The 14,157-nt window shown below is 50.3% G+C and carries 16 protein-coding genes; 11 read left to right on the top strand and 5 right to left on the bottom strand.

Annotation, left to right across the window (positions count from 1 at the left end):
- The first annotated feature begins 80 nt into the window (after positions 1-80).
- The gene (locus Q4A85_RS06460) at positions 81-422 is read left to right on the top strand and encodes a hypothetical protein (protein WP_303108690.1); all 342 of its coding nucleotides are present in this window, start codon (positions 81-83) and stop codon (positions 420-422) included.
- 23 nt (positions 423-445) lie between these two features.
- Here the strand turns inward: Q4A85_RS06460 and mgtE are convergent, their stop codons facing one another.
- Complete coding sequence (mgtE, locus tag Q4A85_RS06455; RefSeq protein ID WP_303108688.1) at positions 446-1,882, bottom strand: magnesium transporter; 1,437 nt, start codon at positions 1,880-1,882, stop codon at positions 446-448.
- Positions 1,883-2,195: 313 nt separating this feature from the next.
- Here mgtE and Q4A85_RS06450 point away from each other — a divergent pair, with 313 nt between their 5' ends.
- From Q4A85_RS06450 to Q4A85_RS06430, 5 genes are all read left to right on the top strand, one after another.
- Positions 2,196-2,849, top strand: coding sequence for a hypothetical protein (locus Q4A85_RS06450; protein ID WP_303108686.1), 654 nt, complete (start codon positions 2,196-2,198; stop codon positions 2,847-2,849).
- The gene (locus tag Q4A85_RS06445; RefSeq protein ID WP_303108684.1) at positions 2,767-3,504 is read left to right on the top strand and encodes an FG-GAP repeat protein; all 738 of its coding nucleotides are present in this window, start codon (positions 2,767-2,769) and stop codon (positions 3,502-3,504) included. Before Q4A85_RS06450 ends, Q4A85_RS06445 begins: the two co-directional genes overlap by 83 nt.
- An 11-nt stretch (positions 3,505-3,515) precedes the next feature.
- Positions 3,516-4,739 (top strand): hypothetical protein, encoded by a 1,224-nt coding sequence (locus Q4A85_RS06440; RefSeq protein ID WP_303108682.1) that lies wholly within the window; start codon positions 3,516-3,518, stop codon positions 4,737-4,739.
- An 80-nt stretch (positions 4,740-4,819) separates the two neighbouring features.
- Positions 4,820-5,803 carry a bile acid:sodium symporter family protein gene (locus Q4A85_RS06435; RefSeq protein WP_303108680.1) on the top strand — a complete coding sequence of 328 codons (984 nt, stop codon included), beginning with the start codon at positions 4,820-4,822 and terminating at the stop codon, positions 5,801-5,803.
- A 58-nt stretch (positions 5,804-5,861) separates the two neighbouring features.
- Entirely contained in the window at positions 5,862-6,053 is a 192-nt protein-coding gene (locus Q4A85_RS06430; RefSeq protein ID WP_303108678.1) for a hypothetical protein, read from the top strand.
- A 70-nt stretch (positions 6,054-6,123) separates the two neighbouring features.
- Here the strand turns inward: Q4A85_RS06430 and Q4A85_RS06425 are convergent, their stop codons facing one another.
- The gene (locus Q4A85_RS06425) at positions 6,124-6,291 is read right to left on the bottom strand and encodes a hypothetical protein (RefSeq protein WP_303108676.1); all 168 of its coding nucleotides are present in this window, start codon (positions 6,289-6,291) and stop codon (positions 6,124-6,126) included.
- A gap of 105 nt (positions 6,292-6,396) precedes the next feature.
- Positions 6,397-7,269: a YicC/YloC family endoribonuclease gene (locus Q4A85_RS06420; protein ID WP_303108674.1), complete on the bottom strand. Its 873-nt coding sequence runs from the start codon at positions 7,267-7,269 to the stop codon at positions 6,397-6,399.
- Positions 7,270-7,450: 181 nt separating this feature from the next.
- Here Q4A85_RS06420 and rph point away from each other — a divergent pair, with 181 nt between their 5' ends.
- From rph to Q4A85_RS06400, 4 genes are all read left to right on the top strand, one after another.
- A complete protein-coding gene (gene rph / locus Q4A85_RS06415) occupies positions 7,451-8,179 on the top strand; it encodes a ribonuclease PH (RefSeq protein ID WP_303108698.1) in 729 nt (242 codons plus the stop codon).
- Between the two features lie 407 nt (positions 8,180-8,586).
- A complete protein-coding gene (locus Q4A85_RS06410) occupies positions 8,587-9,456 on the top strand; it encodes a mechanosensitive ion channel family protein (RefSeq protein WP_303108672.1) in 870 nt (289 codons plus the stop codon).
- A gap of 305 nt (positions 9,457-9,761) precedes the next feature.
- Positions 9,762-10,103, top strand: coding sequence for a hypothetical protein (locus Q4A85_RS06405; RefSeq protein ID WP_303108670.1), 342 nt, complete (start codon positions 9,762-9,764; stop codon positions 10,101-10,103).
- 143 nt (positions 10,104-10,246) lie between these two features.
- Positions 10,247-11,020: an exodeoxyribonuclease III gene (locus Q4A85_RS06400; RefSeq protein WP_303108668.1), complete on the top strand. Its 774-nt coding sequence runs from the start codon at positions 10,247-10,249 to the stop codon at positions 11,018-11,020.
- A 421-nt stretch (positions 11,021-11,441) separates the two neighbouring features.
- On the opposite strand, the gene Q4A85_RS06395 is transcribed toward Q4A85_RS06400, so the two are convergent.
- Both Q4A85_RS06395 and Q4A85_RS06390 read right to left on the bottom strand, forming a co-directional pair.
- Positions 11,442-12,317 (bottom strand): lysophospholipid acyltransferase family protein, encoded by an 876-nt coding sequence (locus tag Q4A85_RS06395; RefSeq protein ID WP_303108666.1) that lies wholly within the window; start codon positions 12,315-12,317, stop codon positions 11,442-11,444.
- Positions 12,318-12,323: 6 nt separating this feature from the next.
- The gene (locus Q4A85_RS06390) at positions 12,324-12,611 is read right to left on the bottom strand and encodes a hypothetical protein (RefSeq protein ID WP_303108663.1); all 288 of its coding nucleotides are present in this window, start codon (positions 12,609-12,611) and stop codon (positions 12,324-12,326) included.
- A 370-nt stretch (positions 12,612-12,981) separates the two neighbouring features.
- Between Q4A85_RS06390 and metK the strand changes: the two genes are divergently transcribed.
- Positions 12,982-14,151: a methionine adenosyltransferase gene (metK, locus tag Q4A85_RS06385; RefSeq protein WP_303108661.1), complete on the top strand. Its 1,170-nt coding sequence runs from the start codon at positions 12,982-12,984 to the stop codon at positions 14,149-14,151.
- Positions 14,152-14,157 lie beyond the last annotated feature (6 nt).

Below are 14,157 nucleotides of genomic sequence, written 5' to 3'. Positions count from 1 at the left end.
TTTTAAAACAACTAGTAAAGCACGATTTGTCCTAGTTATCTAGGACAGCCCCTTAAATTTTGCTGATACGGCATGAAAACATGATTTGTCGTTTTCAGGCTGCCTTATCGGGCGGATATAGGCAGCCTGAAACCTTTGCCAAAGCTGCAATACATGGAGAATTGGCGGCTCGCCGACATTTTGCTTATCAGTCAGTCTTATTGAGTAAACCATTTGGCGACGAGCCGTCGCCGCTCCATTTTAGGTTTCAGGCTGCCTTATCGGGTGGATATAGGCAGCCTGAAGCCGCGCCCCGCGCCCCGCGCTCCTACGGCTTGCTTGCAAGCCGTGCTCTTGCGCTAAATGTGCATGGGGCAACGTGGGCTTTTAAGCGTATGGCTCTCGCGCAATGTTTTCAGGCTGCCTATTGGTTGATGCAATAGGCAGCCTGAAACGCCATTGGGGCTCAATGTTTAAGCAAAAACATCGTCGCCAGCCCAAGAAAAATCAAAAACCCGCCCGAGTCGGTAAACGCGGTAATCAGCACGGAGCTGCCGCGCGCGGGGTCTTTGCCCCATTTTTCTAGGCACACGGGAATCATCACGCCCAAAAATGCCGCCAGCAGCAGGTTCAGCGTCATGGCGGCCACCATCACCAAGCCGATGCCCACGTTATGATACAAAATAAACGACACCAGCCCCATCACGCCGCCCCAAATCAAGCCGTTCACTAAGCCTACGCCCAGTTCTTTTTTCAGCAGGCGCATGGCTTGGGCGTTGGAAATTTGCGAGTTGGCGAGCGAGCGCACAATCATGGTAATCGTTTGGTTGCCTGAATTGCCGCCGATGCCCGCCACAATCGGCATCAGCGTTGCCAGCGCGACAATTTGCGCGATGGAGCCTTCAAACACGCCTATCACGCGGCTGGAAATAAACGCGGTTACCAAGTTCACCGCCAGCCACACCCAGCGGTTTTTTACCGAATCCCACACGGGGGCAAACAGGTCTTCGTCTTCATCCAAACCCGCCATGCTCAACATATCGGCTTCGCTTTCTTCGCGGATAACGTCCACCATCTCGTCCACGGTGAGCCGCGCGATGAGCTTTTTGTTTTCGTCCACCACGGGCGCGGTTACCAAGTCGTAGCGTTCAAACGCGGCAGCGGCTTCTTCCACATCATCTTCGGGGCGAAATTTCACCACGTCTTTTGCCATGATGTTTTCCACCAGCTCTTCGGGGTCGGAAACCAGCAGCTTGCGGATGGGCAACACGCCTTGCAGGATGTCGTTATCGTCCACCACAAAGATTTTGTCGGTGTGGTCGGGCAGGCTGTCAAAACGGCGCAAATAGCGCAGCACCACTTCGCACGCCACATCGCCGCGTATGCTGACGATTTCAAAGTTCATCACCGCGCCCACTTGGTTGTCTGCATACGACATGGCAGCCTGAACTTGGGCGCGTTCTTCTTCATCGCGCGTTTGCAGCACTTCATCCACCACATGAGTGGGCAAGTCGTCCGCCAAATCTGCCAAATCGTCGGCATCCATGTCTTCCACCGCCGCCACCAGCTCGGCTTTGTCCATGGTTTCAATCAGGCTTTCGCGCACGCTATCGGAAACTTCCAGCAACACGTCGCCGTCTTCTTCGGGCGCGGCAAGTTTCCACACCAACACGCGCTCTTTGGGCGGCAAGCTTTCCAGCACAGCCGCCACGTCGGCAGGGTGCAATTCGTGCAAAATGCCAATCAGCATTTGCAGCTTGGCGTTGGCGTGCAGCTCGGGCAGGGTAAATTGTTCGCTGATTTCGGAATAGTGTTCCAGCAGATGCGAAGCGAGCTTGTGGATGTGTTCAATATCGGCGGATAGTTGCTCGGAATCGCTGTGGTTGTAGTTTTGATTTTCCATAAATGCTCCGCCTGCCTGATGGCGCGGGGCATTAAGGCAGGTTTAGTTGATGGGGGTTGAAGGGTTTAATGTGAACGTGCTACTGGGGAGGTCGTCCATTGTGGGATGTTTGCGTGGTGAAAACCGGGGCGTATTTTACAGGAATTTGCGCTTAGAATGCTGACAACAACGATTATTTTACGAATGACCAGTTTTGTAAAATTAAAGCAACTGATTGAATTAAAACAAACAACAAAATGCCACTTTATCTTGCACAAATGTGCTTTGCTTTCTAGTACAATTACTTAACAGAACTTTTATGGATTGAAAAACCATGAAACTTATTGCAAACATAGTGCTACTATCTATTCTCCTAGGCTGTTCAAACCAATATGCGCCCATAAACTCAACAAGCAAATCAAACCATAACGAAAAGCTGCAAGAAAAAACAGAAGCAGAATTGGATAAAGAAAGCAGCATTTATCCGCCCATAAAAGATTTTCCATTTGAAGTTAAAGTTGTTCCTATTCTTTACATAGATGAAGAACAAACTGAATTAACAAGAAATAAATCTTACAATCCCAAAATAAGTGTAGGAGGAGCATACAATATATTGGTTACCAATAAAATCAATCATGATATTCAAGTTTTAGGTACAGAAGTAACAGCACTTCCCCGTATTGTGAGTAAGATATTAGCTATTGAAGATTTTAATGGAGATGGTTATCTAGACATAATGGCAGCAAATCTACCGATAGCACAATCAGGCTATCTAGGTAGTACTATTTATGTATATAAACCGGAATTTAAAAACTTTTCAGAAAGTGAGGGCATTATACAACAAGGTACAATAGATACTCCTAAACCAGGGTGTATTAGCGTTGAATATCCACACCCAAATAATTTTGAAACAATTACGGATTTTTATTGCTGGAAAAATGGCAAATGGAAACCTGTTAATCTTAAAACAACCATCCATAAAGGTTAAAATTATGAAATTTATCACGAGTATAGTAGCGTTATCTATTCTATTGGGTTGTTCAAGCCAACATACACCCATAAACTCAACAAGCAAATCAGACCGTAGCGAAACAACGCAAGAAAAAACAGAAGCAGAATTGGATAAAGAAAGCAGCATTTATCCGCCCATAAAAGACTTTCCATTTGAAGTTAAAGTTGTTCCCGTTCTTGATATAGATGAAGAACAAACTGAATTAACAAAAAATAAATCGAACTATCCCAAAATAGGAGGTGGATACAATATATTAGTTACTAATAAAATAAATCATGAAATTCAAGTTTTAGGTCCTGAAATAATATTTTTGCCTCGTATTGCGGATAAAATATTAGCCATTGAGGATTTTAACGGGGATGGTTATTTAGATATAATAGCAGCAGCCCCAGCACCAATGGGATCCGCCTATACAAGCGGTACTATTTATGTATATGACCCAAAATTTGAAAAATTTTCGGAAAGCAAGGGCATCATACAACAAGGCACAATTGATACTCCTCTACGAGGATGCATTAGTGTTCAATATCCATTATCCACTCGTCCAGATACAGAAATTATGACAGATTTTTATTGCTGGAAAAATGGCGAATGGAAACCAGTCAATCTTAAACTTAAACAACCCACATAAGGATTAAAATCATGGCATTTGATCAAAAAAAATATGAAGCAGCTAGAGATAAATTAATAACAAACAATGAAGGGATTGTTAATAATATTTATCTTGATACTAGGGGTATTCCAACAGCAGGCAAGGGAGTTGCTTTCATCGCAACGCCTAATAGCCGTAATGGGCATCGTTATACCGTTGATGAACCAAAAGTTAATGGGCTGTCCGAAGTATTAGGATTATCGGATAAAGATAAAGCTCAATTTATGAAGCTGATGCAGCAACAAGCTCATAATCTAAACACATTTCCTCGCCCAGATTACCCAAAAGGAAGAGGACAAACAAATCTAACTAATTTTTTAAAATCGCCACTAGGTAGTGCTTCTGAACAATTATTTGGACCTATTACCATGGGCGAAAATAAGAGTTTTGATGTTCTAACGAATAGCAAAAGTGTGATGCAAATAAAATTGACTGCTCAACAATCTGACGAGCTATATAGAAAAACTACCATTGAAGAAAAAGAAGGTGTTTTGGATAGGGCTGTTTTAAATAGGGTAGGATGCCCTAAGGAGGCTTTATCCGAAAACCAACGTGCTGCTCTTTTTTCTATGGTTTATCATGGCGCAGCAGATAAAGCTAGGGCAGCAGCATCCGTAATCAAGCAATATTCAGAAGGCAAAATATCGGAAGAGGTTTATCATAAAAGAATGGAAGCAACTGTTTTGCATCCTCAATTTCAAGGCAAAAATAACCAATTTTTAGGGCGTTCACGCAGAGAACTTAACCTAATACAAGATGTCCTTCCCAGAATAACCAAACACAGCTCATTAGACCCAAATCACAATTTGGATAATTTCGCTCAAACCCAAGTAGCCACTGCCCAGCTTTCTCCTGCTGCGGCAAAACTGGCGGAGCAATGCGAAAAGCAATTGATTGCCTTTTGCGAGAGAAACAATATCTCTGCTACCCATCCAGATGACTATAAAAATATTGCTATGGCGCTGACTGCCAAAGGGATTGAAGCGAGAATGAGCAGAGTTGAAAGCGTAAACGTTGCTTTAAATGAGAACTCTGTTGCTATTTTTAGCCATGAACCTGATTTGCGTTATGCTGAGATGCAACTAGATACCGCGACAAAAACACCTGCTCATGAAAGCACGCTTCAAGTTGCCCAAGCAGAAAACACGCTTGCCAGAGAGCAAGCAGAGCGACAATTTAATCAAAATCAATCGCAAGGGCGATCAATGGTCTAATTTTTAGCACTTTAACCAAGCCCAAAGTAAACAGTTACTTTGGGCTTTATCTTTAATTAAATTATTTGGATTGATACAACATGGAAACCATCCGAAAGCTAAGCCAATTTGTTGGGAAAACGTTTGCCTTGTGGGCGGCGTTGTTTGCTTTTATCGGGTTTATTTCGCCCGAAGCGTTTAAATGGGTGTTGCCGCTGATACCTTATTTGCTGGGCATTATTATGTTCGGCATGGGGCTGACCTTGTCGCCCGACGATTTTAAAATTTTGGGGCAGCAGCCCAAGGCGGTGATTGTGGGCGTGGTGGCGCAGTTTGCGATTATGCCGAGCATTGCTTTTGCGCTGGCGAAGGCGTTTAACTTGCCTGCGGATATTGCGGTGGGCGTGATTTTGGTGGGCTCTTGCCCTGGGGGCACGGCTTCTAATGTGATTACTTATTTGGCAAAGGGCAATGTGCCGCTAAGCGTGGCGGTCACTTCGGTGTCCACGCTGCTTGCGCCGCTGCTTACGCCTGCGGTGTTTTATGTGTTTGCCAACCAATGGCTGCAAATCAACGCGGGGTCTATGTTTGTTTCCATTGCGGAAATTGTGATTTTGCCGATTGTGCTGGGCGTGCTGATGCACAAGTTTTTCCGTAAACAAACGGATGCGGCGGCAGAAGCGTTGCCTTTGGTGTCGGTATCGGCGATTGTGTTGCTGATTGCGGCGATTGTGGGCGCGAGCAAGGGGCGGATTGTGGAAAGTGGCGTGTTGATTTTTGCGGTGGTGATTTTGCACAATGGCTTGGGCTATTTGCTGGGCTTTTTAGCGGCGCGGGTGATGGGCTTGCCGTATGACGCGCAAAAAACGCTGGCGGTGGAAGTGGGAATGCAAAACTCGGGCTTGGGCGTGGCGTTGGCGAAGATACACTTTGCTGCGTTGCCTGTGGTGGCGGTGCCCAGCGCGATTTTTAGCGTGTGGCACAATATTTCAGGCGCGTTGCTGGCGACTTATTGGGCGGCGAAGTTTGAGCGGGATGAGCAGGCGAAAGCAGCGCAGTCAAATAAACAGCAAAATCAATCGTAATTGTGTTTTCAGGCTGCCTGTATGACTAGGCAGCCTGAAAAACCATTAGGAGACCGTGATGCGACAATTGGGATTATCTGCCCTGCTTTGTTTGGCGTTGGCAAGCTGCGCCAGCACAGGCTCGGGCGCGTCGTTTGGCTCGGGGGAGACGGCGCGCAAGGTTACGCGGGCAACGGAGTATATTGTGTTTACGCCGCTGTGTTTGCTGTATGGGATTTGCCCTGATTTGGGCGGGGATGATGAGTTTTAGCTGGGATGGGGTTTCTACCTTGCGCGTTGCGCTGCGGACTACCACTTTGGCTTTGCATAAGTTCGCATGGCTAAATCAAAGATTTGGACAAAGTGGCAAGGCTACCTTGATGTTGGTCTGTTAAAGGCAGCCTGAAAATATGGGCGTGGCTGGGTTGTTCAGCATAATGGCGACGAGCCGTCGCTGCTCCATTTATGGCAGGCAGCCTGAAAACGGGCGCAACAATCTTCACCATCACGCCGATAATGCAAACAAGCCAAAACCCGCAATATGCCCAACCAAAAAAGGCAGCCTGAAAACCCATCCCCAGTTTTCAGGCTGCCTTCCTATCCGCTTGCCGCGTCTATTCAATATTCTGCACTTGCTCGCGCATCTGCTCAATCAACACTTTCAACTCCACCGAAACCTGCGTGCATTCGTTGGCAATCGCTTTGCTGCCCAGCGTGTTGGCTTCGCGGTTAAGCTCTTGCATCAGAAAATCCAGCCGTTTGCCGATGGTGCCGTCGTGTTGGGTAACGATGCGGCGCACTTCGGTGATGTGCGTGTGCAGGCGGTTAAATTCTTCGTCCACATCGGCTTTTTGCATATACAACGCAAATTCTTGTTTCAGGCGGTCTTCGTCAATGCTGACCACGGCTTCTTGCAAGCGGCGGCGGCTGCGTGCCAAGTGTTCTTGCAAAAGCTGCGGGAACAATTCTTCCAACGCGCCGATGATGGCTTGCATCAAATCCAGCCGTTCCAAAATATGCGCTTGCAGTTTTTCGCCTTCGCGCTCGCGGCTGGCAACAAATTCATCCACCGCCTGCGCCAATAGCTGCAACACGGTTTCTTGCAGCGCGTCGCTGTCCACGTCTGCGCTGATGATGACGTTGGGGAAGCGCAAAATATCGGCAACGGTGAGCTTGCCCAAGCCGCTGTGTTTTTTGCGCCATTTGTTGTTTAACTCGGCAAGCTCGTTGGCAAGGTTTTGGTTGATGTGCAGGCTGTCTGCGCCGTTGGCGATGCTGCTCAACTGGATGCGGCATTCTAGCTTGCCGCGCGACACTTTGTTGCTGATGATTTCGCGCATCGCGCCTTCTAGCACGCGCAAATCGTCGGGGATTTTGAATTGCACGTCTAAAAAGCGGTGGTTTACGGCGCGAAGTTCCAGTTCTATGCGTTTGCCTGCGATTTCGCCTTGCGCGTTGGCAAAGCCTGTCATACTGCGGACGGTCATGTTTTTTCCTTTGGGTAACGTTGAAAAACGGGGCTATGGTAACACAAAGCGGATGGGCAGCCTGAAACAGAAGCGAGATGCTGCCAAAATGATTTTCAGGCTGCCTATGGCTGCCCAAGACCATCGTTGGCAAACCCGCTATAATTTCGCCCATTTTCATCCATTCATCCGAAAGCCTGCTATGAGCTACATTCGCACCGCCCGCGCCGCCAATCAACTGCGCCCCGTAACCATCACGCCCAATTTTCTGCCCCATGCCGCAGGCTCGGTGTTGATTGCTTGCGGCAACACCCAAATCATCTGCACCGCCACGGTGGACGACAACGTGCCGCCGTTTTTGCGTGGAAAAAATCAAGGCTGGGTAACGGCGGAATACGGTATGCTGCCCGCTTCCACCCAATCGCGCATGAAACGCGAAGCGGCTGCGGGCAAGCAGTCAGGGCGCACGCAAGAAATCCAACGCCTGATTGGGCGCAGCTTGCGCGCTTGCGTGGATTTAACCTTGCTGGGCGAGCGGCAAATTTTGCTTGACTGCGATGTGATTCAAGCCGATGGCGGCACGCGCACCGCCAGCATCACGGGTGCGTTTGTTGCGCTGAAAATCGCCGTGCAAAAATTGCTGGATAGCGGCAGCCTGCCCGCCAATCCGCTGATTGGCAGCATTGCCGCCATTTCTGCGGGCATGGTAAACGGCACGCCGCTGCTGGATTTGGATTACCCCGAAGATTCAGGCTGCGATAGCGATGTGAATATTGTGATGCTGAACGCGCAAAATATTGTTGAAATTCAAGGCACGGCAGAAGGCGCGGCGTTTAGCGTGGCGGAATTAAACACGCTGCTGGCTCTGGCGCAACAAGGTATTGAAGAATTGGCTGCGCTGCAAGAACAAGCGTTTCAGGCTGCCTTTTAGCGATGCGGGCAAATCCGCATAGGCAGCCTGAAAACGATGCGGAACTTGCCGCGCCGCAATAATTAAGAACCTGTATTCACTATTTTCATAGGTAGATTTTATGGCATAAAAGCGTGGATACAAGGCAAAAAGCGCAGCAAGGTTGGACACCTTGCGAGTATTTTTAACGCAGTAGCCGCGTTTTTAGGGCATAAAAGATGCCTATGGAAATAGTGAATACAGGTTCTAAGCATTTCAGGCTGCCTTTAAACGCGCCAACGGCAGCCTTGCCCCTTTGTCCAAATCTTTGATTTGGGTATTAAGTAAGCATCTAAATCTTTGATTTAGCCATGCGAACTTATGCAAAGCTAAGGGGTAGTTCTCAGCGCAACGCGCAAGGTAGAAAACATAAAACCCAAGGAACACCCATGCTCAACACCTTTCACCAATGGCTAGAAAAAATCCCCCTATCCGAGCAATGGATACTCACCATCCTGCTGTTCCCCTTGGTGTGGCTCACCAAAGAAATCTGGCTCTACGCCCACATCAAAAGCCACCCCAACTGGGATTTGGAACACAAACGCCGCGCCCTAGTGGTCAGCCGCAATGTTTCGCTGATTGCCTTGCTGGTTGGGCTGCTCTTGGTGTGGGGCAGCCAAATTCAAACCTTTGCGCTGTCTATGGTTGCGCTGGCCGCCGCCACCGTGGTCGCCACCAAAGAGCTGATTATGTGCCTTTCAGGCAGCCTATTGCGCTTTGCCACGCGGCAATATTCCGTGGGCGACTACATTGAAATCGCCCATGTTCGCGGGCGCGTGGTGGACATCAACCTATTCAACACCCTGATGATGCAAATCGTGGAGAACCCGCTGATTGGGTATTTATCAGGGCGCACCGTTTCGTTCCCCAACAGCCTGCTGCTTAGCCAAACCGTGCAGCGCAACAGTATTTTTGGGCAATACATCGTGCACACCTTTGAAATCCCCGTGCCGATTCATCTGGATTCCGATGCCATCGTGCCCAAGCTGCACGCCGTGCTAGACCAATGGTGCGCGCCCTACACCCCCGAAATCATCCAATACTTTGAAGCCCTGCAAGTGCAACAGCTTTTCTTCACTCCCGCCGCCCGCACCCGCATCAACCGCGTGCCACATGATGACAAAACCTACAAACTGGTCGTCCGCTTTGCCGCCCCCGTAACCCAGCAGCTAGACATCCAACAAGCCGTGCTAGACGAATTTATCCGCCTGCAATATCGGCTGCTGCTGGATACGCAGCACAATCCCTATCACAGCTAATTGGGTTTTCAGGCTGCCTTAACGTAACCCACACGCGCCACGCCAAAGGTAGCCTGAAAACATAGCGCGTTGGCATCTCGCCAACATCATCTTGCCCACCCGCAAAGCCCGATGCATCAACCCTGTGGCAACAAACCATCGCCATTCCATGAATTAGATTTCAGGGATTAGATTTCAGGCTGCCCTACACCAAAGACAGCCTGAAAACACCCTACCCATCCAAAAGGACACCCCATACGCCCTACCCTACTACTCCCCCTACTCCTACTCGCCCCCCTAGCCGCCCAAGCCGCCCAAGCCGCAACATGCTTCCCCATCCGCCCCAAACCATCACCTATTTCCAGCAAGGCGACAACATCGGCGCAAAAGACGAAAACGGGCGCATCATCGTCCCCGCCCAACACCCCAGCACCATCATCCACCAAAACGGCGACACCGAAACCAGCAGCGAAATCTCGTTCTACAACGCCCCCTGTGCCCGCCACAACGCCGCAGGCACCGCCCCCTTTATCGTGTACAACTGCCAAGGCAAATACCTGCACCACGCCCTGATGTACGACATGGGCGAAGACTATTACGTTGAAGGCAAACGCCGCGTTATCGCGCCCAACAAAAAATGGCATACGCCGACCGCACAGGCAGCCTGAAAACGCTATTGACAAAATAACAGCGTAACAATTAACAGCAAACAGCACAGATTAAAATTTCAGCCATCCTATACCACCACCCCAGCAGCCCCTTTTAGCTTCGCTACGCAGGCTGCCCCAACCCACCCCACAAAGGACACCCCATGCGCATCATCACCGCCAACGTCAACGGCATCCGCTCCGCCTACAAAAAAGGCTTCCTAGACTACATCGCCCAATCGCAAGCCGACATCGTCTGCGTGCAAGAACTCAAAGCCCAAGAAACCGACCTATCGCCCGACATGAAAGCCCCACACGGCATGCACGGCGTATGGCATTGCGCCGAAAAACGCGGATACAGCGGCGTCGCCCTATACAGCAAACGCCAGCCCGATGCCGTGCAAATCGGCTTGGGGCAGCCCGAATTTGACCGCGAAGGGCGATACGTCCGCGCCGATTTTGGCAACCTAAGCGTTATCTCACTCTACCTGCCCAGCGGCACCAGCGCAGAAGAACGCCAAGCCTACAAATACCAATTTCTAGACACCTTCTACCCCCTACTCGCCGAACTTATCGCCACAGGACGCGACATCGTCGTGTGCGGCGACTGGAACATCGCCCACCAAAACATAGACCTCAAAAACTGGAAAGGCAACCAAAAAAATTCAGGCTTTTTGCCCGAAGAACGCGCATGGATAGGGCGCGTGATAACCGAACTCGGCTGGGTGGACACATGGCGCAGCCTCTACCCCGAAATCGCAGGCTACACATGGTGGAGCAACCGCGGACAAGCCTACGCCAACGATGTCGGCTGGCGCATTGACTACCAAATGGCCACCCCCCAACTCGCCGCCACCGCCCGCACCGCCCATGTATACAAAGAAACCAAATTCTCCGACCACGCCCCATTGGTGATTGACTACGATTACACCATTTAGGCAGCCCACGGAGCGCAGCGGAGTTGCAAAACTAAGAACCTGTATTCACTCTATTTTCATAGGCAGATTTGATGGCATAAAAGCGCGGATACAAGGCAAAAAGCGCAGCAAGGTTGGACACCTTGCGAGCATTTGCAACGCCGTAGCCATGTTTTTAGGGCGTAAAAGCTGTTGTGTGGACGATGAATGCAGGTTCACACTTTGGTGAAGCAAAGAAAAGTAAGTGCCCCGCTGGCATGAAGCGCATGATTAAAGCTACGCTCAAAGCCAACCACAAAGCATTAACCCTTTTTCAGGCTGCCCACATCCATCTCCAATAGACAGCCTGAAACCTAATCTACCACACCCCCAATAACCACCCACAAAAAAGCAGCCTGAAAATGCCCCAACACATTTTCAGGCTGCCTATGCAAATAATAAATCACCCACCCCCCTCAGGGCTTTCCACCGCCCCAAACGGACGCTTATAGCGATTGTAAGCAAACAAATACTGGCTCGGAAACCGCCGAACCCAATACTCCACATCGCGGTTAATCACCCCCGCATCATGCACCTTATCCCCATTAAAACAGCCTGAAACAGGCGCAACGTGCAGCGCAAAGCCCCGCCCATTAGGCAACCGTTCCCCCACAAAAAACAATGCCCGCACCTTCTTCACCTGCGCCAGCTTGCCCGCCAGCGTCATCGTGTAAGCAGGCTTGCCAAAAAAATCCACCCACACCCCCTCGCCGCCCTCCATCGGGCTGGGTACATGGTCAGGCAACACAATCGTCGCCTCGCCCGCGCGCAACGCCTTCATAATCTGCTTCACCCCCTGCAAATTGGTCGGCGCAGTCCGCCCCTTACCGCGCACCCGCCCCGCCTGCATAATCGCATCAAACATCTTGATTTTGGGCGGCTTATACATCGCCGTCAGCGCAAACGGCAGCTGCTCGCTGATATACCGCCCCGCCAAATCATAGCTGCCAATATGCGGCGTAATCAGCAGCAAGCCCTCGCCCGCATTTAAGGCAGCCTGAATATGCTGCCAACCATGCACCTCACGGAACAAAGCCACAATCTTTTCAGGCTGCCGAAAAAACGCCACAGGCAATTCTAAGCCACTTTTCACCGTCTCTTGGCACACCCGCAGCACATCACGCCAGCCATGCGGCAAACCCGCTTGGCGCAAATGCCGCCGAATGCGTCTGCGATCCTTGCCCAACACCGCATACATCACCCACCCCAGCGCATTGCCCAAGCCATGCAAAACGGGCAACGGCAACGCCGCAGCCCATTGAAAAAGCCATTTCAGCATCATTGTTTACTGCGCAGCAGGGGCAATATAATCCACCGAAGATTCAGGCGCGCTGGCATTACGCTGCTCCAACGGATATTTCTCGCGCAATTTGTTAAAACGCGTACATTTCGGGTCCTTCGGCTTGTTGGTGCAATAATCTTCCGTTTTTTTGCAACGCGCCGTCTCTTGCGCACTTAGCGACTGGCAGCCTTTTGCCGCACGCAAAGGATTACCCAACGGTTGGGGCGCAGCCGAAGATGCAAACGCTGCCAATAAAGCCGCCGAAGCCAATAAAGATTGCATGGTTTTCATCATCATTTCCTTACATTAGGTTGAACAAGGGCTGCGAGTATAAGCGTTTTCAGGCTGCCTTGCCTAGCCTGTTGCAATTTGCTATCATTCGCCCCGCATTAAGAGTTGGAAATTCCATGCCAACCTGTTGTTTATCAAACAATAAGGTGGACGGTTCAGAATTTATATTCATTATTTGCATATATGAAAATAGTGAATGCAGGTTCTCAATAAACCGATGTGGCTTGTTACTCATTACGACAAGCAATCCCAACCCGCTTTTAATGCGGGCATTTTTTTATCTATCGCATTTTCATCTATCGCCAATGCGCTTTACGCTAAATAAAATGCTCATCCCATTTTTATCAACATTCCCAATAAAGGAAAAACCATGAGCGAATACCTCTTCACCTCCGAATCCGTGTCCGAAGGGCATCCCGACAAAGTGGCCGACCAAATCTCCGATGCCATTTTGGATGCCCTTTTTGCCCAAGACCCCAAATCGCGCGTGGCAGCTGAAACGCTGGTGGCCACCGATTTATGCGTGTTAGCAGGCGAAATCACCACCACCGCCAAAGTGGACTACGAGCAAATCGCCCGCGACACCATCGCCCGCATCGGCTACACCGACCCCAGCTTAGGCTTTGCCGCCAGCACCTGCAAATTTTTGGTGAACTACGGCGTGCAATCGCCCGACATCGCCCAAGGCGTAAACGAAGGCGAAGGCATTGACCTAAACCAAGGCGCGGGCGACCAAGGCTTAATGTTTGGCTACGCCTGCGATGAAACCCCCACGCTGATGCCGTTTGCCATTTATTACAGCCACCGCCTGGTGCAACGCCAAAGCGAAGTGCGCAAAAGCGGCTTGCTGCCTTGGCTGCGCCCCGATGCCAAAGCGCAATTAACCGTGGCGTATGACAGCGAAACAGGCAAAGTCAAACGCATTGGCACCGTAGTCCTTTCCACCCAACACGCGCCCGAAATCAGCTACGAAGAGCTGTGCCACGCCGTGAAAGAACACATTATTTTGCCCGTGCTGCCCAAAGAATTGCTCACGCCCGAAACCAAATACCTGATTAACCCCACAGGCAAATTTGTTATCGGCGGCCCGCAAGGCGACTGCGGCTTAACAGGGCGCAAAATCATCGTGGACACCTACGGCGGCGCAGCCCCACACGGCGGCGGCGCGTTCTCGGGCAAAGACCCCAGCAAAGTGGACCGCTCCGCCGCTTATGCAGGGCGTTATGTGGCAAAAAACATTGTTGCCGCAGGGCTGGCAAGCCAATGCCAAATCCAAATTTCCTACGCCATCGGCATCGCCGAGCCCACTTCCATCTCGGTGGACACCTTTGGCACAGGCAAACTCAACGAAGCCGAGCTGATTAAACTGGTGCGCGAACACTTTGACCTGCGCCCCAAAGGCATCATCCAAATGCTGAACTTGCTGCGCCCCATCTACGGCAAAACCGCATCCTACGGACACTTCGGGCGCGAAGAACCCGAGTTCACATGGGAAAAAACCGATAAAGCCGAAGCATTGCGCAAAGCGGCGGGGTTGTAATCGTTA

Origin of the sequence: Kingella sp. (in: b-proteobacteria) (assembly GCF_030527935.1) — a bacterium.
In the GTDB taxonomy this organism is placed as follows: Bacteria; Pseudomonadota; Gammaproteobacteria; order Burkholderiales; family Neisseriaceae; genus Kingella_B.
Note: the sequence above shows the minus strand (reverse complement) of the source record. Positions and strands in the feature narration are given on the sequence as shown.

Excerpts from the sequence above, each read along its gene's own strand:
- rph (WP_303108698.1), top strand. The coding sequence starts at position 7,451 with ATGAGCTACATTCGCACCGCCCGCGCCGCCAATCAACTGCGCCCCGTA.
- Q4A85_RS06400 (WP_303108668.1), top strand. The coding sequence starts at position 10,247 with ATGCGCATCATCACCGCCAACGTCAACGGCATCCGCTCCGCCTACAAA.
- Q4A85_RS06460 (WP_303108690.1), top strand. The coding sequence starts at position 81 with ATGATTTGTCGTTTTCAGGCTGCCTTATCGGGCGGATATAGGCAGCCT.
- Q4A85_RS06405 (WP_303108670.1), top strand. The coding sequence starts at position 9,762 with ATGCTTCCCCATCCGCCCCAAACCATCACCTATTTCCAGCAAGGCGAC.
- metK (WP_303108661.1), top strand. The coding sequence starts at position 12,982 with ATGAGCGAATACCTCTTCACCTCCGAATCCGTGTCCGAAGGGCATCCC.
- Q4A85_RS06420 (WP_303108674.1), bottom strand. The coding sequence starts at position 7,269 with ATGACCGTCCGCAGTATGACAGGCTTTGCCAACGCGCAAGGCGAAATC.
- Q4A85_RS06440 (WP_303108682.1), top strand. The coding sequence starts at position 3,516 with ATGGCATTTGATCAAAAAAAATATGAAGCAGCTAGAGATAAATTAATA.
- mgtE (WP_303108688.1), bottom strand. The coding sequence starts at position 1,882 with ATGGAAAATCAAAACTACAACCACAGCGATTCCGAGCAACTATCCGCC.
- Q4A85_RS06410 (WP_303108672.1), top strand. The coding sequence starts at position 8,587 with ATGCTCAACACCTTTCACCAATGGCTAGAAAAAATCCCCCTATCCGAG.
- Q4A85_RS06450 (WP_303108686.1), top strand. The coding sequence starts at position 2,196 with ATGAAACTTATTGCAAACATAGTGCTACTATCTATTCTCCTAGGCTGT.
- Q4A85_RS06435 (WP_303108680.1), top strand. The coding sequence starts at position 4,820 with ATGGAAACCATCCGAAAGCTAAGCCAATTTGTTGGGAAAACGTTTGCC.
- Q4A85_RS06390 (WP_303108663.1), bottom strand. The coding sequence starts at position 12,611 with ATGAAAACCATGCAATCTTTATTGGCTTCGGCGGCTTTATTGGCAGCG.
- Q4A85_RS06395 (WP_303108666.1), bottom strand. The coding sequence starts at position 12,317 with ATGCTGAAATGGCTTTTTCAATGGGCTGCGGCGTTGCCGTTGCCCGTT.
- Q4A85_RS06430 (WP_303108678.1), top strand. The coding sequence starts at position 5,862 with ATGCGACAATTGGGATTATCTGCCCTGCTTTGTTTGGCGTTGGCAAGC.